Here is an 18,487-nt window from a genome sequence, read left to right as displayed (position 1 = left end):
CAATGTAGTAATAAAAACAACATTTACCGCAAATTTAGATACCTGTGGCCGCTCCGCAGCGCCCCCAGTAGGATAGGCCACCCCTTTGGCAAGCCGCATCAGGACCGACATGGACCGCGTACACAACCTGCTCGAGCAGATCCAGCGCCGCATCGAAGACCTCAACAAGGCCGAGCGCAAGGTCGCCGAGGTGATCCTGCGCAACCCGCAGCAGGCCACCCGCTTCAGCATCGCCACCCTGGCGCAGACCGCGCAGGTCAGCGAGCCGACAGTGAATCGCTTCTGTCGCTCGTTCGGCGTCAGCGGTTATCCGGAACTGAAGATGCAGCTGGCGCAGAGCCTGGCCAGCGGCGCCGCCTACGTCAGCCAGGCGGTGGAACCCGACGACGGCCCAGCGGAATACACCCGCAAGATCTTCGGCTCGGCCATCGCCTCACTGGACAGCGCCTGCCAGAGCCTCGACCCGCAGCTGGTCAGCCGCGCCGTCGACCTGATGATCCAGGCCCGGCAGATTCACTTCTTCGGCCTCGGCGCCTCGGCCTCCGTGGCACTGGACGCGCAACACAAGTTCTTCCGCTTCAACCTGGCAGTGACCGCCCATTCGGACGTGCTGATGCAGCGCATGCTGGCCTCGGTGGCGCACACCGGCGAGCTGTTCGTGATCATTTCCTACACCGGGCGTACCCGCGAGCTGGTGGAGGTGGCGCGCATCGCCCGCCAGAACGGCGCCTCGGTACTCGGCCTGACCGCCGCCGGCTCACCGCTGGCACAGGCCAGCACGCTGAGCCTGAACATTCCGCTGCCCGAGGACACCGACATCTACATGCCGATGACCTCGCGCATCATCCAGCTCACGGTGCTCGACGTGCTCGCCACCGGCATGACCCTGCGCCGCGGCGTGGATTTCCAGCCGCACCTGCGCAAGGTAAAGGAAAGCCTCAACGCGAGCCGTTATCCGGCGGATGAAGAGCCGAGCTGAAGCAACCGCGCCGGCACAAGGCGGAGATGTTGCTTTAACAACATCCCACCATCACACACCCGAAAGCGCCAGATCAGCGTGCCAGCGCCTGCTCCAGCGCCACACCGGCGCCCTCCAGCCCCGGATAGTCAGCGGTAACCAGCCACACCGGCACATCGCCGAGATAGCCGCTCATGCAGCCCTTGCTGGTAAAGCCGCGGGCAAAACCACTGGCCGCGAAGAAATCGGCGAAACGCGGCACTACGCCGCCGACGATATACACCCCACCGCGCGCACCGAGCGTGAGCACGTTATTGCCGGCAACCCGGCCGAGCCACACGCAGAACTGCTCCAGGGTCGCCACCGCCACATGATCGCCCGCGAGCGCGGCCGCCGTGACTTCAGCCGGCGATGCCAGTCGCGGCGTCAAACCGGCCAGGGTGCAGACCGCACGATAGAGCATTAACAGGCCACCGCCACTGAGCACGTCTTCGGCACGCACATGACCAAGCTGCGCGAAGAGCATCTGCCACAGCGCCGCCTCGTGCGCATCCGCCACGGGCAGGTCGACGTGCCCGCCCTCTCCCGGCAACGCACGCCAGTTGCCACCGCCCAAGGGCATCAACGCGGCGACGCCAAGCCCGGTGCCCGGCCCGATGACCAGCGCCGGCGCATCCAGCTCGGCCTCGCCAGCACAGATCATGCGCCGCCCCGCTTCGCCTACCCGCGTCATGCCCAGCGCCATTGCAGCGAAGTCATTGATAAGCAGCAGCTCGTTCAACTGCAGAGCGCCGCAGAAGTCGCGGCGCGTCAACCGCCAGTGATTGTTGGTAAAGGTGAACTGCTCGCCCTTGACCGGCCCGGCGCAGGCCAGACAGGCCGCCTCGACGCTGCCCGGCGCCAGGCCCAGGGATGCCAGGTAATACTCAACCGCCGTTTCGGGCGTGACGAAATCCGCCGTCGCCAGCACCCGCACGGACTCCAGCCGCGAGTCGCGCCATAATGCGAAGCGCGCATTGGTCCCGCCGATATCTCCGACCAGCGCCAGTGTCATCGCAGCGCCTCCAGCCCGGCCGTGAACACGCTGGCGCCCTGCTCGGCGGAACTGAACGCCGAGCGCATGAAGCCGAACAGCTCGCGCCCACAGCCCTGCACGCTCGCAGCCGGCACAGCAGCCGGCGATCGGTCGGCCAGCTCGGCGGCATCGACCAGCACCTCGAGCACACCCCTCTGCCCGTCCACACGCAGCAGATCGCCGTCACGCACGCGCGCCAACGGGCCGCCATCGATTGCCTCGGGACAGACATGAATCGCCGCCGGCACCTTGCCCGACGCACCGGACATGCGCCCGTCAGTGACCAGTGCGACCTTGAAACCGCGGTCCTGCAACAGACCGAGATAGGGCGTCAGCTTGTGCAACTCAGGCATGCCGTTGGCACGCGGCCCCTGGAAGCGCACTACAGCAACAACATCGCGCTCCAGCTCGCCCGCCTTGAACGCCGCGACCAGCTCCAGCTGATCGGCAAAGACCCGCGCCGGCGCCTCCACGACGCGGTGCTCGGGCGCCACGGCGGACACCTTCATCACGCCACGCCCGAGATTGCCGCTCATCACCCGCAGCCCGCCTTCGGCCGAGAACGGCCGCGCAATCGGCCGCAGGAGGCTTTCGTCCAGGCTCGCCGCAGCGCCTTCACGCCAGGTCAATCCACCGCCTTCGAGGAAGGGCTCCTGGGTATAGCGACTGAGGCCACGGCCCATGACGGTATGCACATCCTCGTGCAGCAGGCCCGCGTCGAGCAGCTCGCGTACCAGCAGCGCGACACCGCCAGCGGCATGGAAGTGGTTGATGTCCGCCGAGCCATTGGGATAGACGCGGGCCAGCGTCGGCACCACGGCGGAAAGGTCGGCCATGTCCTGCCAGGTCAGCTGGATGCCCGCCGCCTGGGCGATGGCCGGCATGTGCAGGGTGTGGTTGGTCGAACCGCCGGTGGCATGCAGCGCGACGATGGCGTTGACCAGCACGCGCTCGTCGACCAGCTCACCGAGCGGCGTGAAGCCGCCGCCCTGTGGCGTCAACCGGGTGACCTGGCGCGCGGCCTCGGCGGTCAGCGCATCGCGCAGTGGCGTGCCTGGATTGACGAAGGAGGAACCCGGCAGGTGCAGGCCCATCACTTCCATCAGCATCTGATTGGTGTTGGCGGTGCCGTAGAAGGTGCAGGTGCCAGGACTGTGATAGGCCTGCATTTCCGCCGCCAGCAGCTCGTCGCGCCCGGCCTTGCCTTCGGCGTAGCGCTGGCGCACCGCCGCCTTGTCCTTGTTGGCCAGGCCGGATGGCATCGGGCCGGCCGGCACGAACACGGCGGGCAGATGACCGAAGCGCAGCGCGCCGATCAGCAAACCGGGAACGATCTTGTCGCAGATGCCGAGCAGCAGCGCCCCATCGAACAGGTTGTGCGACAGCGCCACCGCGGTGCTCATGGCGATCACCTCGCGGCTGGCAATGGCCAGCTCCATGCCCGGCTCGCCCTGGGTGACACCGTCACACATCGCCGGTACGCCGCCGGCCACCTGCCCCACCGAGCCGATCTCGCGCAGCGCCTGGCGCAGGCGCTCGGGGTAATCCTCGTAGGGCTGATGCGCCGAGAGCATGTCGTTGTAGGCGGTGACGATGGCGATATTGGCCGCATCCGGCAGGCGCAAGCGCTGCTTGTCCTGGGCGCCGCAACCGGCAACACCGTGGGCAAAGTTCGCGCACTGCGCCCCGTTGCGTGCCGGCCCGGCGCTGGCAGCGCCACGAATCATGGCGAGATAGGCTTCGCGTGTCGGCCGGCTGCGCTCGATCAGGCGCTGGGTGACTTGGACCACGACGGGATGCATGAAACCTCCTACTTGTAGTTTTTATAAACAATAGGAGCGAATCATAACGGCGAAACACGGCTTTTCGAAGAGATATGTTTGTTTAAACAACAAACATTATTCACTGGCGCAGCAATTCCAGCTGACGGCGTAGCTGGGCGACGCAGGCCTTTTCCGCCCGCAGTCCGCAAGTCAGCTCAGCCTTGTCCTGCTCCAGGCGCACGATTACCTGACCAAGGCCATCCAGCAGCTCGCGCAGCACCTCCAGTTCTCGGCATTGGCTTTGCCGGCCCATCCATAGCAACCAGAGCACTACCAGTAGCACCATCACGCTGCACAGCGAGGTGCCGATCAGCAGCCAGGCGAGGCTCATTGCACTCATCGTTTCGCTCCTTTGATTGCGGCGCAGTGCCGCTTCCAGAGGCCCAACGATATGTAGCTTATGATTACAGGTCGATAATGTTTACTTGCACAGGTAAACAATTGCAGCAGGTCATTGCTGCCATCCGGTCGCGAAGAATAGTCACGTAACACGTAGGCCGTTAGGCGATGTGCCAGCATGACGCAGCGCGATGCAACCACCTGTCGCCTTTCCTTACAGGTCAACACCGGATTTAATCGCCGACCTCCACCGTCCGACGAGCGTCGTCGGGCTCGCCAGGATCGCGCTGCTCAAGCTGCAGGAACAACGCAGCGGCGAGCATCGCCATGCCGCCGACGCAGAGAAACGTCAGCTGAAACGCCCGCAACACTTCGCTGCCCTGCGCATCATTCACGGTGAACCCACCCAGGAGCGCGCCGGCAGTGGCGACGCCGAGACTCATCGATAGCTGCACCACCACCGACAGCAGGCTGTTGCCACTGCTCGCGTCGGCATGGCTGAGGCCGACCAGGGTAACGGTGTTCATCGCGGTGAACTGCATCGAGTTGACCATGCCGATCAGCCCCAGGTGCACCAGCAGCAGCCAGGTCGGCGTTTGCCCATCGATAGTCGCCAGGCTGGCGATCAGCGAGCCGAGCAGCAGCGTGTTGCCGATCAGCAGACGGCGATAACCGAGACGATCGATGATCGGCTTGGCCAGGGATTTGACCGCCATAGCCCCCAAGGCCAGCGGAATCATGCTCATCCCCGCTTGGGCTGGCGAATAGCCCAGCGCCACCTGCAGCAGCAATGGCAGCAGGAACGGCAGCGCACCACCACCCAGGCGGGCGAACAGGTTGCCGAAGATGCCCACCGCAAAGCTGCGCGTGTGGAACAGCTTGGGACTGAACAGCGGCGCATCGATGCGCCCGGCGCGCAGCCAGTAGGCGGCCATGCACGCTGCGCCGCCGAACAGAAGCAGCATCACGCGAGCGTGCGACATATGCATCTGGCCGAGCCCCTCCAGGGCGACAGTGACCAGCACCATCGCCGCACCGAACAGCAGGAAGCCGAGCGTATCGAAGCGCACCCGCTCCGGTCCCTTGAGGTCCGGCATGAAGCGCAGCGCAGCGATGCAGCCGATTACCCCCACCGGCAGGTTGATCAGGAAAATCCAGTGCCAGGAGGCGTACTCCACCAGCCAGCCCCCCAGCGTCGGACCGAGCAACGGCCCGACCAGCCCCGGCAACGCGATAAAGGCCATGATGCGTACGAAGTCGCTGCGCGGAAAGGCCCGCAGCACCACCAGACGCCCCACCGGCAGCATCAATGCACCGCCCAGCCCCTGCAGCACACGGGATGCCACCAACTGGTTGAAGCTGGTGGACAGCGCACAGAACAGCGAGCCCACGGAAAACAGCACGATCGCGGTGACGAAGATGCGCCGGCTACCGAAACGGTCGGCAATCCAGCCGGACGCCGGAATCAGCAACGCCACGGTGAGCATGTAAGCGATGACCACGCCCTGCATGCGCAACGGGTTCTCCGCCAGATCACGCGCCATGGCCGGCAGCGCAGTGTTGAGAATGGTGCCGTCCAGCGTCTGCATGAAGAAGGCGATGGCCACCAGCCACGGCAGAATCCGCGCGGTACGAGCGTCGAGTGATACAGGCGGTTGCATGAAGGCCCCAACTACAAAAGTTGCACCATGTTAGAGGATTCGCTCGCCGCCGGTTCGCGCAGACATCGCTCACGCCCCCGCATCAATAGCGGCTGTGACGACCGGTCGCAGCCCATCGCTAGCCCGCGCGAACAGCAGCCTGTAGCGCCATACAGGCTTGCATACATCCCCGGGTAACAAAATATTTCTTGGGAAATTGACGCGAATCATTATCATTCGGAAGCGCAAGTGCAATCTTCTCTCCGTCCTTTTTCTGCTTTTCCGGAGGCTTCAATGCGCATCCCTGCCACCCTGGCCATCACCACGCTGCTACTCACCCCACTCGCCCAAGCGAAGGAATACCCCATTGGCGAACCGCAGCATTGCGGCGGCATGGAGGTCGGTGCGGTGTATCTGCAGCCGGTCGAAATGGACCCACCGGGCATGATGCGCGCCGCCGCCGAATCCGACGTGCACCTGGAGGCCGACATCAGCGCCACCGAAGACAACCGCAATGGCTGGCAGGAAGGCAGCTTCGTACCTTATCTGAGCATCCACTACACGCTGCGCAAGAAGGGCTCCGACGAAGTCGTCGAAGGCGATTTCCATCCGATGGTGGCTAACGACGGCCCGCACTACGGTGACAACGTCAAGTTGCTCGGTCCGGGCAAGTACCAGCTGACCTACAAGATCCTGCCGCCAGGCTCGGGCCACAACATGTTCGGGCGCCACACCGACAAGGAAACCGGCGTCGCCCCCTGGTTCGAAGGCTGCGAGCTGACGTACGAGTTCACCTACGCCGGTATCGGCAAGAAAGGGGGTTATTGATGCGTCGCGCCGGGCAATTGCTGCTCGGCGTACTGCCGCTGCTGGTCGGGCTCGCAGGCCCGGCTCAGGCAGCGCTGCCGACGTACGAGCTGACCATCCGTGACGGCCACTTCGAGCCGGCAACCATCGAAGTTCCGGCCCGCCAGCGCTTCAAGATCATCGTGCACAACGCCGGCAGTGGGCCGACCGAGTTCGAGAGCACGCCATTGCGCGTCGAGAAGGTGCTGTCACCCGGGGTGACCTCCTTCGTCGTGATCCACCCGCTGAAGCCGGGCCGCTATCCGTTCTTCGACGAATTCCATATGGATCTTCCCGAAGGCGAGATCATCGCCAAGTAGTTGCTTTTCTGAGGAGAGTCCCATGGGCCAATCCATGTTCATCGTCTGGCGCGAAAGCGTCGAGGCCCTGCTGGTCATCGGCATCCTGCATGCCTGGCTGCGTCAGCAACCGGGCGCCGGCAATGCGCTGCGCATGCTCTGGGCCGGTGTCGCTGCCGGCCTCGGCCTGGCTGCTGCGCTGGGCTGGGGTGTACTGCAGGCCGGCGACTGGCTGGCCGGTAGCGGTGGCGAATGGTTCCAGTGCGCGATGCTGCTGGTAGCCAGTATGCTGATCCTGCACATGGTCGGCTGGATGCACCAGCACGGTCGCACACTGAAGACCAGCCTGCAGAACAGCGCCGCGGAAAAGCTCAGCCAGGGCAGCGGCTTCGGCCTGTTGCTGCTAGCCATGCTCGCCGTCGGTCGCGAAGGCAGCGAGACGGTGGTGTTCCTCTACGGCATCGGTAACCAGCAACAAGGGTTGGACCTCACCCGCTTCGTCATCGGCGGCGTGCTCGGTTTCGTGCTCGCCCTGCTCAGCTATGCCGCGCTGCAGGCCGGCAGCCGCTATTTCAGCTGGCGGCGTTTCTTCCAGGTCAGCGAGGTGATGTTGCTGCTGCTCGGTGGCGCGTTGCTGATGGCCGCGCTGGACCGCTTCAGCGGCCAGCTGATGGGCATGGACGTACCGGAAGTGCTTTACACCGTGTTTGGCGATCCGCTCTGGGATACCTCAGCCCTGCTGGATGACGGCGGCACCCTGGGCGGCACCATCGCCGGCCTCACCGGCTATCGCGCGATGCCTTCGCTGGCAGCCGTGGTGATTCTGGGACTGTATTGGCTTGCCGCATGGGCCTGGCTCAGACCCCGGACACAGGTGCAGCTCGCTGCGAGGCCGGCATGATCACCCAGGCGCCGTGGCTGGCGCGACTCGGTGACCTGCTGCGCCAGCATGCGAAGGCCATTCGCACGCTGCAGTGGCTGGTAGTGGCCTTCTACCTGACGCTGCTGGTGATCCCCGCCGCTCTCGATCTGCCGCCAGCCCAGGCCGGCATGCTCGACAACCTGACGGTACTGGCGCAGTTCATCTTCTGGGGCCTGTGGTGGCCGTTCGTGCTGCTGTCGATGATCTTCTTCGGCCGCCTGTGGTGCGGCGTGCTCTGCCCGGAAGGCTCGCTCAGCGAATGGATCAGCTGGCGCGGACTGAACAAACGTACGCCGCGCTGGATCCGCTGGAGCGGCTGGCCGACCATCGCCTTTATCCTCACCACCGTCTACGGCCAGCTGATCAGCGTCTATGACTATGCCCAGGCGGCACTGCTGATCCTCGGCGGCTCCACCGTCGCGGCGATGCTGGTGGGCTTTCTCTACGGCCGCGGCAAGCGCGTCTGGTGCCGCCATCTGTGCCCGGTCAGCGGCGTGTTCGCCCTACTCGCCCGGCTGGCGCCGGTGCACTACAAGGTCGATGAGCAGCGCTGGCTGGAGAATCGCGAACCCCATCTGCCGACACCCAACTGCGCCCCGCTGATCGACATCCGTCGCATGCAGGGCAACGCCGATTGCCACGCTTGCGGTCGCTGCAGCAGCCAGCGCGGCGCAGTGCAGCTGAGCGCCCGTTCGCCGAACTCGGAAATCCTCATCGTCGGCGGTCAGCAACAAATCGATCACTGGGACAGCACCCTGCTGCTGTTCGGCATGATCGGCCTGGCCATGGGCGCCTTTCAGTGGACAGTCAGTCCCTGGTTCATCACCCTCAAGCAGGCTGCGGCGGAATGGCTGGTGGATCGCGACATCTTCTGGCCGCTGGAAGCCAACGCGCCCTGGTGGCTGCTGACCCACTATCCGCAGGCCAACGATGCCTTCACCTGGCTCGATGGCGCAGTGATCCTCACCTACATCTTCGGTGCCTCGTTGCTTGTCGGCGGCGCGCTGTGGTTGCTGCTACGCGCCGCCGTGCGGGTGATGCGCCGTGGCAACAACGTATTCCAGCACCTGGCATTGGCGCTGGTGCCGCTGGGTGGCGCCGGTCTATTTCTCGGCCTTTCCGCCACCACGGTGAAGCTGCTGCGCTACGAGGGCTTCCTGCTGGCCTGGGCGCAACCGGCTCGCGCCGCGCTGCTGATCGGCGCCGTGGCGTGGAGTCTGTACCTGGCGTGGAACGTGATCAGCCGTCACGGCGGCAACGGCCTGCGCCGGCTGCTGGCGTTTGCCTGCGTCAACGTGGGTTGCGCGCTGGTGGGCTACGGCTGGTGGTTGCAGTTCTGGGGCTGGTGAGTTGCCTGTACATGGTGGGCTAGAGCACGTTCAAGATGGGGCTGCAGCACCGGCAGGCGCAGGGTGGGTTCAGCCAACCAGAATCCCTTCAACGCCCTGCACGGTGGGCTAAAGCCCACCCTACAGAGCCAGGCCTAGCGCGTAGGCAGCGCGTGGAAAGGTGCTCGCCACCTTCGCTAGCCACGCAACACGAATGAAGGAAACAGACGATCCATGCGCTCCCACAAGCGCTGCTGGTCGTAGGGTGCACGGCTTTCGGCGAGGTTGTCGTCGAGCATCCGCGCGGTGCGTACGCATTGCACGGCGAAGCGTTCGACACCCAGCCGGCGCAGGCGCTGGGCCATCTCCCAAAGGGTATCGGCGTCAAACAGCTGCCAGTGCACGGTGGTCCGGCATTCGTGCTCGACGCCGCTTTCCAGCAGTTGTTCGAGACTCTTCCAGTTGGCCTTGCCGCTGCCATCCACGCCGGTGATCGCGGTGCTGTGCTCGGGTAGCGCCTTGATATCGAAACCGACCCAATCCACCAGCGGCAGGATGTTGGCGAACAGCTTCGGCTTGATGCCGGCGCTGTGCAGGCCGACCTTGTAGCCCAGCGCCCGCACCTGGGCGATCGCCTCGGGCAGCGCGGTCTGCAGGGTCGGCTCGCCACCGCTGAACACCACCGCCTCGAGCAGGCCGACGCGCTGTTCGAGAAAGGCGAGAATCTCCGACCAGGGTTTTTCCTCGTTGCCGCAGGCGGGAATCAGCTGCGGGTTGTGGCAGTAGCGACAGCGCCAGCCGCAGCCCTGACAGAACAGCACGCAGGCCAGATGGTCCGGAAAGTCCAGCGTGGTCAGGGGGACCAGCCCCCCGACGCGAAGTGCTGCGGTCACCGCGCCGCCGCTTCAGTGAAATGCAGGCGCTCGCGATGCTCGGACTGCTTGCCCGGATTGAACGCGGTAACCGGGCGGTGATAGCCCATCACGCGGGTCCAGACTTCGCAACGCTGGCGCTGGTCCTGGGGCAGTTGGCTGGCTGGGTTCATGGTGACGCTCCTTTTGCTGAGGGTGAAGTATGCGGCGCCGCACCTCTTGGAGCGGCGTGACATGGGATCGCAGATCAGACGGCCAGGGCCGCTTCGGCCTGTTGCTTGTGCAGCAGTGCCTCGTCGCATTTCGGGCAGAACTCGTGCTCGCCGGCGAGATAACCGTGCACCGGGCAGATCGAGAAGGTCGGCGTGACCGTCAGGTACGGCAGACGGAAGCGCGACAGCGCATTGCGTACCAGCTTCTTGCAGGCCTCGGCCGAGGAAATCTGCTCGGCCATGTACAGGTGCAGCACGGTGCCGCCGGTGTACTTGCACTGCAGCTCGTCCTGCAGCTCCAGGGCCTCGAAGGGGTCGTCGGTGAAGCCGACCGGCAGCTGCGAGGAGTTGGTGTAGTACGGCGCCTCGGCCGAACCGGCCTGGAGGATGTCGGGGAAACGCTTGCGGTCTTCCTTGGCGAAGCGATAGGTGGTGCCTTCGGCCGGCGTCGCCTCGAGGTTGTAGAGGTGCCCGGTGTCTTCCTGGAATTGCACCAGCCGCGCCCGCACGTGGTCGAGCACCTCGATCGCCAGCGCGCGACCGGCAGCGGTCTGCAGCCCCTCGGTGGCGTCGGTGAAGTTGCGCACCATCTCGTGCAAGCCGTTCACGCCAATGGTGGAGAAGTGATTGCGCAGGGTGCCGAGGTAGCGTTTGGTGTACGGGTAGAGCCCGGCGTCCATATGGTGCTGGATGACCTTGCGCTTGACCTCCAGGCTCTGCCGCGCCATGTCCAGCAGCACATCCAGCTGTTCGAGCAGCGCGGCCTTGTCACCACGGTAGAGATAGCCCAGCCGTGCGCAGTTGACCGTCACCACGCCCAGCGAGCCGGTCTGCTCGGCCGAACCGAACAGGCCGCCACCACGCTTGAGCAGCTCGCGCACGTCCAGCTGCAGGCGGCAGCACATCGAGCGCACCTGGTTCGGCTGCATGTCCGAATTGAGGAAGTTCTGGAAGTACGGCAGCCCGTAGCGCGCGGTCATCTCGAACAGGCGCTCGGCGTTCTCGCTGTCCCAGGGGAAGTCGTGGGTGATGTTGTAGGTCGGGATCGGGAAGGTGAACACCCGGCCGAGGCCGTCACCGGCCTGCATCACTTCTATATAGGCGCGGTTGATCAGCTCCATCTCGGCCTGCAGCTCGCCGTAGGCGAAGGGCATTTCCTCGCCGCCGATATAGGGGATCTGCTCGCGCAGGTCTTCCGGGCAAACCCAGTCGAAGGTCAGGTTGGTGAAAGGAGTCTGCGTGCCCCAGCGCGACGGCACGTTGAGGTTATAGATGAACTCCTGGATCGCCTGACGCACCTCATCGAAACCGAGCTGGTCCTTGCGCACGAACGGCGCGAGATAGGTATCGAAGCTGCTGAACGCCTGGGCGCCGGCCCACTCGTTCTGCAGCGTGCCGAGAAAGTTGACCATCTGCCCCAGGGCGCTGGACAGGTGCTTGGGCGGGCCCGCTTCGACCCGTCCGGGAATGCCGTTGAAGCCTTCATTGAGCAGCGTGCGCAGCGACCAGCCGGCACAGTAGCCGGCGAGCATGTCCAGGTCATGGATATGCAGATCGCCTTCGCGATGCGCGGTGCCGATCTCAGGACTGTAGACCTCGTCCAGCCAGTAGTTGGCGGTGACCTTGCCCGACACGTTGAGGATCAGCCCGCCCAGTGAATAGCCCTGGTTGGCGTTGGCGCGTACCCGCCAGTCCTCGCGCGACAGGTATTCGTTCATCGAGGCCGCCACGTCCACCACCGCCTTGCGATCGCGGCGCAGCCGCGCATGCCGTTCGCGGTAGACGATGTAGGCACGCGCGGTATCGAAGTAGCCGGCTGCCATCAGCGCGCGCTCTACGCCATCCTGCACCTGCTCGACCTCAACTGCCGTGCGATGCGCCAGTTGCTGACGAACGGCCTCGGCCAGCGCCTGCGCCATTTCGGCCTCGAATTCGCCAGTCGCCGCGCCTGCGGCGGCGATCGCACGCGCGATCTTGTCCACTTCGAACGTTGCCAACCGTCCGTCACGCTTGCGCAGCGAAACCGGTTTTGCCACTTCTGCCTGCCTGGGCATCGACGCCTCCATAACCATATGTAGTGTATTTTTTCTCAGGAAACACAATATGGTGTGACTTTAGAGGCGTAACGCCGTTACCGAATTGACCAGCGTCAAGCCTGTCCGAGCGACCGCCAAACGGCCTCCACGTGCCATGAGGGGCAGACTTGTCTCTGATCAAGGAAGCGCCGGATGCCTGCCTCCTAGGATGCAGGCTGATAAACCCGGTTCAGTCCGGGGGAGGACACATGCTCACCGAAAAAACCCTGGTGGCCGAGCTGCGCCGCCACCATCTGTTCAGCCGACTGCCCGAGGCCGCGCTACAGGAGGTGTGTACCTCTGCCAACCTGAAGCGCCTGCCGGCGGGGGCGTCGCTGTTTCATCAGGGCGACAAGGCCGATCGCTTCTATTTTCTCTTCAGCGGGCAGATCAAGCTGCACCGCGTCGTCTGCGACGGCCAGGAAAAGCTGGTCGAAGTGATGCGCGCCGGAGAATCCTTTGCCGAAGCCCTGCTGTTCAAGGGCACGCCAAGCTATCCGGTCAGCGCCACCGCGCTAAAGGCCAGCCTGGTGGCGAGCCTGAACGGCCCGCATTACCGGCGCATTCTCGAACAGCATCCGGACATCTGCCTGGACATCCTCGCCACCCTGAGCATCCGCCTGCATCAGCGCATGACCGAGATCGACACGCTCACCTTGGCCAATGCCAGCCATCGCGTGGTGCGTTTTCTCGCTCAATCGCAGCAGGACGACAGCGGCGTGGTGATGCTCGACGTACCGAAGCGGCTGATCGCCTCGAAGCTCGGCATCCAGCCGGAAACCTTCTCGCGCATCCTGCATCGGCTGATCGATGCCGGAACCATTTCGGTCCAGCGCCGGCGCATCGAAATTCTCGACAACCGCAAACTCGCTGCCTATGACGAGTGAGTTGCGGCACAGTTGTTCGTCATTCTTGATGGCTGTCCAAGCCTGTTGCCCGCGCGCCTCCAATGGCCCGCGTCACGCCACTGCCAGGAGAACGCGATGATCACCAGCACGCCCCTGCCCTTGGTCTATTCCTGCTCCGGTTGTTCGAATGTCGCTCAGCTGGCCAACACCCTGGCGGTGCGCCTCGATCGCGCCGGGCTCGCGGAAATGTCCTGCATCGCCGGGGTGGGCGGTCGCGTCGCCGCGCTGGTGAAGAAAGCCAACTCCGGCCGCCCTATTCTCGCCATCGACGGCTGCCCGATGCACTGCGCCCGCGCCTGTCTGGCGCAGCATGGCGTCACGCCGGACGTGCACATCACCCTCAGCAGCTACGGGCTGCGCAAACGCTATCGGGAAGACTGCAGCGAGGAAGAAATCACCGCGCTGTTCGAGGACATGAAGGACATCATTGCCAGCGACCGCATGCAAATGCACGCATTCTGAAGTGGTCGGGAAAACGCCAGCGCGCGACGCGCCTGGCCCGGCGTAACGAGATGCAGGGTTTGCCGCTGGCCACCACGCATCCACATGGAAACTCCAACCTCAGCGCTCTGCCCTGAAGCGTAGCGCGAGGTTCGACCAGGAAGAAAAGCAGCAGCTTTACCTCGGCAGCGGCAAACCGTGTATCAGGCGCCTGCTGCTTGCGCCCGACCGGCTGCAGCAACTTCCTCGCCGGCCCCCTGCAGCAGCTTCCACAGCCAGCTCGGCAGGGTATCGGGATCGAGGCTGTCGATCAGGTTCTTGATCGCCAGGCCCAGCTCGGTGTCGCCCTCGATGACCAGCCGGCGACGGAAGAACAGTGTGTCCGGGTCCTCCTGACGACTGGCCAGCAGCAGGAACTCGCGCCAGTTGCCGCGAATGGTCACCTCCACTGGCGCCTGCGCGGCAATGCGCAACTGCTCGCGCTCGCAGGTCAGGCACCAGGCCAGCCCAAGGTCGGCAACCTCGAGCCGCATCCAGTGGCCATCGAGCACATCGAAGGCACCGTCGCTCAGCGCTTCGGCGAAAACCTGATTCAGGCTGCGCTCCAGCGCCAGGCGCTGCAGGAGGAATGGTGTCTTGGCCGCCAGCGGCAGCAACCGGCCGCCGAGGTTCACCAGATGGGCACGCGGGTTCAGCATAATCCGGCCTCCTCGGCACGCAGCATGCCCGGCTGGCCATGCCAATAACCATTGCACCCATCCACCGCCAGGGGCGGCAGCGCGCCCTTGCGCACCGCGTCGAAGGCGCCGATCACCTCCTCCATGCCGGCGGCCCGCGGGCTCAGGCGCAGCAGGTCGGCGCCGCTGTCCACCAGCCCCTGATAGTCGGCGAGCAGGTTGCTGACCGAAGCGGACATGGTCTGGATGCCATTGATGGTGAACAGCGCCTCGCCCTCCTGGCTCAGCAACGCAATACCCTCGGGGTAGTTCTGGCAGCAGAACTGGCAGTCATCCTTTGGCCGGTTCTCGGCACGGGCGGTAAAGCAGCGCGCCGAATAGGCCAGCGGCAAGTGGCCGTAGGCGAAGATCTCGATTTCCGGCAACGGGATGCCCAGCTCCAGCATCTGCGTCCGAGCACTCCTGATCAGCTTGCCGGACGCTTCCACCGGCGGTACCCAGCGGCTCATCCCACTGGCCACCAGCTCGGCCAGCGCATGGCCGTTGTAGAGATTCAGCGCCGGCCCGCCGACGAAGGGCAGCTTGCGCTCGGACATCAGCTGCACTGCGCCCATGTCGTTGGCTTCGACCAGCAGTTCGCCGTTGTCGCACAGACGACGCAGGCTGGACAGCTCGGACGCCGCCTCGACCAGCGTCAGGCCGGACAAGACCAGCTGTGCCGACGAGGCTTCCGCGAGATCCCGGGCCAGCCCCAGCCAGTCATCGAGCATCAGCGCACGGCGCTTGGAGCACACCGTTTCACCAAGGTAGATCACATCCAGCGGCTGCTCCGCCATGTTGGCGTAGAAATCCAGCGTCTGCTGGCGATCCCAGTAGAACAGCACCGGGCCCAGAGAGAGTTTCATGCGTGGCTCCTCGTTCATTGCCAGGCCCGGTGGTAGGCACCCAGTGTGGTCTGCGAGCCTTCGGAAAGGCCATCGAGCACCTGCCGCCAGCCGGGTTCGACCGCATAGCGCTGCGGCGCCTTTAGGTAGCTGTCGAGCGCCGCGCGCCAGACCCGCGTGACCTGCTCGACGTAGGCCGGGCTGCGCTGGCGACCCTCGATCTTCATCGCGGTGACGCCGATGGCGGACAGTTCAGGAATCAGGTCCAGGGTGTTCAGGCTGGTCGGCTCCTCCAGCGCATGAAAGCGTTGGCCGTTGACCATGAAGCGGCCCTTGCACAGCGTCGGGTAACCGGCCGACTCGCCTTCGGCGTAGCGGTCGATCAGCACGTTGTTCAGGCGTGACGTGAGCCCTTCCGGCTCCTCGCTCCAGCGCACCGCCTTGGCCGGTGAACAGACGCCGCAGAGGTTGGGTGATTCGCCGGTGAGATAGGAGGACAGGTGGCAACGCCCCTCGGCCATGATGCACAGGCTGCCGAAGGCAAACACTTCGATCGGCACCGGGCTGCTTGCCGCAACCTGCTTGACCTGCTTGAGCGAGAGCACCCGCGGCAGCACCGCGCGGCTGATGCCGTAACGCTCCTGATAGAAGGCCAGCGCCGCGGCGTTGGTCGCCGAGCCTTGCACCGACAGGTGCAGCTTGAGCTTGGGATGGCGCTTGCTGGCATAACCGAGTACGCCGGGGTCCGCCGCGATCAGCGCATCGACGCCCAGGTCGGCGGCCTGATCGACGGCGCGCTGCCAGCGATTCCAGCCTTCCGGCTGGGCATAGGTGTTGACGGCGATATACAGCTGCCGGCCTTTCTCGCGAATCAGCTGCAGCCCCTTGTCGAGCTGCTTTTCATCAAGGTTGAGACCGGCGAAATGGCGGGCATTGGTGTCGTCGCGAAATCCGACGTAGATGGCATCGGCGCCCTGCTGGACGGCGGCCTTGAGCGCGGGCAGGCTTCCTGCCGGGCAGACCAGGTGCATGACAACTCCTAGACATTCGGGTACATGCGCGCCACGCGCCAATGGCGTGGCGGTCGTTCGGCTGAACGGAAAACAGCCGGCAGTCTAGGCAGCTGACCAGTGGCCAGCATTGATAGGGGTCAAGATTGGTCGGACGTCGCGACTGCGACGAAACGCAGCAGCGAGGCCTGCCTCGGCAGCGCCATTGCTGGCGCAGCGGCGGGTTCAGATGCCCTCGTCGCCCTCGAACTCCTCGGTGGCGCGGGCGACCATCTGGCGCCACGCACCGGACTCTTCACCCAGCAGGCGTATCGCCTTGAGGCTCGCCGCGAAGGCGTCGCGGTAGTGCAGCGGATTATTTTCGCTGGCGGCGCGTTCGGCGAAGGTCTGCGCCTCGCTGAGCAGCGCTTCGAATTGGTTCTGGTCCAGGGCCATTGGGCTCTCCTCGGGTGGTGATGTGAGGTTAGACCATGGCGCGGCGCCCGCGACTCTCGCGGGCCGACGGGCGCTACTTGAGCTTCAGTCGTCGCGCCAGTTTGTGCAGGTTGCTCGGGTCGACATCCAGCAGACGGGCGGCCTGCGCCCAGTTCTCGCCGCTGGCCTCCAGCGCCCGGACGATGGCCTGGCGCTGGGCAGCATCGACGGTGTGACGCAGCGGCAGCACCTCGTCGGTGGCCACCGGCTCGGCGGCCACCTGCGGCACGGTCACGCCGACGGCATGACTGTCCAGGTCCAGCAGATCGGGCTCGAGCGTGAGGATTTCGCTGCGCGACGCGCCGCGACTCAGCAGGCGCAGCGCCGCACGGCTGACCACGTGTTCCAGTTCGCGCACGTTGCCCGGCCAGGAATAACCGAGCAAGGCGCGCTCGGCGGCCGGCGACAGACGCATGCTGCGCAGCCCGAGGCGTGCGCGATTGAGCTCGAGGAAGTGCCCGGCGAGGATCAGCACGTCGTTGCCCCGCTCACGCAAGGGTGGAATCGGTGCCGGATAAACCGACAGCCGATGATAGAGATCGGCCCGGAAATGGCCGTCGCGCACGCTTTCGCGCAGGTTGCGGTTGGTCGCGGCGATGATGCGCACGTCGACCTGGCGCGGCTTGTCCGCGCCCAGGCGCTGAATCTCACCGTTCTGCAGCGTGCGCAGCAGCTTGGCCTGCACCGTCAGCGGCAGCTCACCGACCTCATCGAGCAGCAGCGTGCCGCCGTTGGCGGCATCGAAACGACCGGGCCGATCGGTGGTGGCACCGGAGAACGCGCCTTTGACGTGGCCGAACAGCTCGCTCTCGGCCAGGGATTCGGGCAGTGCCGCGCAGTTGACGTGCACCAGCGGCTTGTTGCGGCGCCGCGAATGCCGGTGCAGCCAGCGCGCGAAAAGCTCCTTGCCGACACCGGTCTCGCCGAGCAGCAGCACCGGCAGCTCGGAGTCGGCCACCACCTGCAATTCACGCAGCAGCTCGCGGATGACGTCGCTCTGGCCGAGGATTTCGCCGTCGCCGTGATCCAGCGCGGTTTCCATCACATCGCTGCGCGCCAGGCGCAGGCCGCGATTCTCGTGCTCCAGACGGGTCACGCGAACGGCAGCCTCGATCACCAGGGTGTAGCGCTGCAGGTCGCGCCGGGCATCGTCATCGAAGGTGCCGGCGTGCAGCGCATCCAGGGTCAGTGCGCCCCACAGCTTGCCCTCGACATAGAGGCTGACCCCCATGCAGTCGTGCACCGGCAGCGGCTCGCCGATATGAGCGTCGAGCAGGCCGTCGTACGGGTCCGGCAGGCGGCTGTCCGGCTCGAACCAGGTCGGCTCGCGCTGCGAGAGAATCGCGGCCAGCCGCGGGTGCTGGGCAATGACGAAACGCCGACCGAGCGCTTCCTGCACCAACCCCACCGCCGCCAACGGACGCAGGCTGTCCTCGTCGAGCCGCAGCAGCACCACGGCACCGCAACGAAAGCGCTGTTGCAGCGTATGAACCAGGCGCTGCAGGCGCACGGCGTTGGGTAGCTCAGTGGTCAGGTCGGCAAGCAGTGCGTCAGCCAGCATCATGGTTCCAGTTACCCTCCGGGTTTTCCTCACCATAACCGTTTCGGGTGTTTTTCACCACCAACCTGCCACAGTCGGCAGTTTTCGCCACATTCCGCCTGGCACGTCTGTTGCGATGGTCCTGACAAATTCACCAGGACTGT

Annotated in this window: 19 protein-coding genes; 7 read left to right on the top strand and 12 right to left on the bottom strand. The window is 65.1% G+C overall.

Translation table 11 applies throughout. From position 1 onward, the window contains the following. Positions 1-109: 109 nt before the first annotated feature. Entirely contained in the window at positions 110-979 is an 870-nt protein-coding gene (locus tag EA798_RS03705; protein WP_014820929.1) for a MurR/RpiR family transcriptional regulator, read from the top strand. Positions 980-1,052: 73 nt separating this feature from the next. Here the strand turns inward: EA798_RS03705 and EA798_RS03700 are convergent, their stop codons facing one another. The 4 genes from EA798_RS03700 to mdtD form a co-directional block, all read right to left on the bottom strand. Continuing rightward, positions 1,053-2,012, bottom strand: a complete 960-nt coding sequence (locus tag EA798_RS03700; RefSeq protein ID WP_003279722.1) for a glucokinase — start codon at positions 2,010-2,012, stop codon at positions 1,053-1,055. Next, positions 2,009-3,835 (bottom strand): phosphogluconate dehydratase, encoded by a 1,827-nt coding sequence (gene edd, locus EA798_RS03695; protein WP_122098085.1) that lies wholly within the window; start codon positions 3,833-3,835, stop codon positions 2,009-2,011. The genes EA798_RS03700 and edd overlap by 4 nt, the downstream gene beginning before the upstream one ends. A gap of 100 nt (positions 3,836-3,935) precedes the next feature. Next, positions 3,936-4,196, bottom strand: coding sequence for a hypothetical protein (locus EA798_RS03690; RefSeq protein ID WP_122098084.1), 261 nt, complete (start codon positions 4,194-4,196; stop codon positions 3,936-3,938). 232 nt (positions 4,197-4,428) lie between these two features. Beyond that, positions 4,429-5,856, bottom strand: a complete 1,428-nt coding sequence (gene mdtD / locus EA798_RS03685; protein ID WP_003279717.1) for a multidrug transporter subunit MdtD — start codon at positions 5,854-5,856, stop codon at positions 4,429-4,431. 273 nt (positions 5,857-6,129) lie between these two features. Here mdtD and EA798_RS03680 point away from each other — a divergent pair, with 273 nt between their 5' ends. The 4 genes from EA798_RS03680 to EA798_RS03665 are packed head-to-tail and all read left to right on the top strand — an operon-like array spanning position 6,130 to position 9,251. Then, positions 6,130-6,663: an iron transporter gene (locus tag EA798_RS03680; protein ID WP_003279715.1), complete on the top strand. Its 534-nt coding sequence runs from the start codon at positions 6,130-6,132 to the stop codon at positions 6,661-6,663. Continuing rightward, entirely contained in the window at positions 6,663-7,001 is a 339-nt protein-coding gene (locus tag EA798_RS03675; protein ID WP_003279714.1) for a cupredoxin domain-containing protein, read from the top strand. Before EA798_RS03680 ends, EA798_RS03675 begins: the two co-directional genes overlap by 1 nt. A gap of 22 nt (positions 7,002-7,023) precedes the next feature. After that, entirely contained in the window at positions 7,024-7,881 is an 858-nt protein-coding gene (locus EA798_RS03670) for an FTR1 family iron permease (protein WP_122098083.1), read from the top strand. Beyond that, on the top strand, positions 7,878-9,251 hold the full coding sequence (locus tag EA798_RS03665; protein WP_122098177.1) for a 4Fe-4S binding protein: 1,374 nt from the start codon (positions 7,878-7,880) through the stop codon (positions 9,249-9,251). The genes EA798_RS03670 and EA798_RS03665 overlap by 4 nt, the downstream gene beginning before the upstream one ends. A gap of 176 nt (positions 9,252-9,427) precedes the next feature. Here the strand turns inward: EA798_RS03665 and EA798_RS03660 are convergent, their stop codons facing one another. The 3 genes from EA798_RS03660 to EA798_RS03650 form a co-directional block, all read right to left on the bottom strand. Beyond that, a complete protein-coding gene (locus EA798_RS03660) occupies positions 9,428-10,123 on the bottom strand; it encodes an anaerobic ribonucleoside-triphosphate reductase activating protein (RefSeq protein ID WP_122098082.1) in 696 nt (231 codons plus the stop codon). Next, positions 10,120-10,275, bottom strand: coding sequence for an anaerobic ribonucleoside-triphosphate reductase (gene nrdD / locus EA798_RS03655; RefSeq protein ID WP_003279708.1), 156 nt, complete (start codon positions 10,273-10,275; stop codon positions 10,120-10,122). Before nrdD ends, EA798_RS03660 begins: the two co-directional genes overlap by 4 nt. A 74-nt stretch (positions 10,276-10,349) precedes the next feature. Further along, a complete protein-coding gene (locus EA798_RS03650) occupies positions 10,350-12,368 on the bottom strand; it encodes a ribonucleoside triphosphate reductase (RefSeq protein ID WP_122098081.1) in 2,019 nt (672 codons plus the stop codon). 230 nt (positions 12,369-12,598) lie between these two features. On the opposite strand from EA798_RS03650, the gene EA798_RS03645 reads away from it, so the two are divergent. Then, positions 12,599-13,276: a Crp/Fnr family transcriptional regulator gene (locus tag EA798_RS03645; RefSeq protein WP_015275777.1), complete on the top strand. Its 678-nt coding sequence runs from the start codon at positions 12,599-12,601 to the stop codon at positions 13,274-13,276. Between the two features lie 96 nt (positions 13,277-13,372). Next, positions 13,373-13,759: a putative zinc-binding protein gene (locus tag EA798_RS03640; protein ID WP_106157678.1), complete on the top strand. Its 387-nt coding sequence runs from the start codon at positions 13,373-13,375 to the stop codon at positions 13,757-13,759. A gap of 182 nt (positions 13,760-13,941) precedes the next feature. Here the strand turns inward: EA798_RS03640 and ubiT are convergent, their stop codons facing one another. From ubiT to norR, 5 genes are all read right to left on the bottom strand, one after another. Continuing rightward, positions 13,942-14,436, bottom strand: coding sequence for a ubiquinone anaerobic biosynthesis accessory factor UbiT (gene ubiT / locus EA798_RS03635; protein WP_038656963.1), 495 nt, complete (start codon positions 14,434-14,436; stop codon positions 13,942-13,944). Further along, positions 14,430-15,320 carry a U32 family peptidase gene (locus EA798_RS03630; protein ID WP_042921606.1) on the bottom strand — a complete coding sequence of 297 codons (891 nt, stop codon included), beginning with the start codon at positions 15,318-15,320 and terminating at the stop codon, positions 14,430-14,432. The genes ubiT and EA798_RS03630 overlap by 7 nt, the downstream gene beginning before the upstream one ends. Positions 15,321-15,334: 14 nt before the next feature. Beyond that, on the bottom strand, positions 15,335-16,330 hold the full coding sequence (gene ubiU, locus EA798_RS03625; RefSeq protein WP_042921605.1) for a ubiquinone anaerobic biosynthesis protein UbiU: 996 nt from the start codon (positions 16,328-16,330) through the stop codon (positions 15,335-15,337). A gap of 204 nt (positions 16,331-16,534) precedes the next feature. Then, positions 16,535-16,744 carry a hypothetical protein gene (locus EA798_RS03620; RefSeq protein ID WP_038656957.1) on the bottom strand — a complete coding sequence of 70 codons (210 nt, stop codon included), beginning with the start codon at positions 16,742-16,744 and terminating at the stop codon, positions 16,535-16,537. Between the two features lie 73 nt (positions 16,745-16,817). After that, positions 16,818-18,344: a nitric oxide reductase transcriptional regulator NorR gene (gene norR / locus EA798_RS03615; protein ID WP_106157675.1), complete on the bottom strand. Its 1,527-nt coding sequence runs from the start codon at positions 18,342-18,344 to the stop codon at positions 16,818-16,820. Between the last annotated feature and the right edge of the window lie 143 nt (positions 18,345-18,487).

The sequence above is a fragment of the Pseudomonas songnenensis genome (assembly GCF_003696315.1).
In the GTDB taxonomy this organism is placed as follows: domain Bacteria; phylum Pseudomonadota; class Gammaproteobacteria; order Pseudomonadales; family Pseudomonadaceae; genus Stutzerimonas; species Stutzerimonas songnenensis.
Note: the sequence above shows the minus strand (reverse complement) of the source record. Positions and strands in the feature narration are given on the sequence as shown.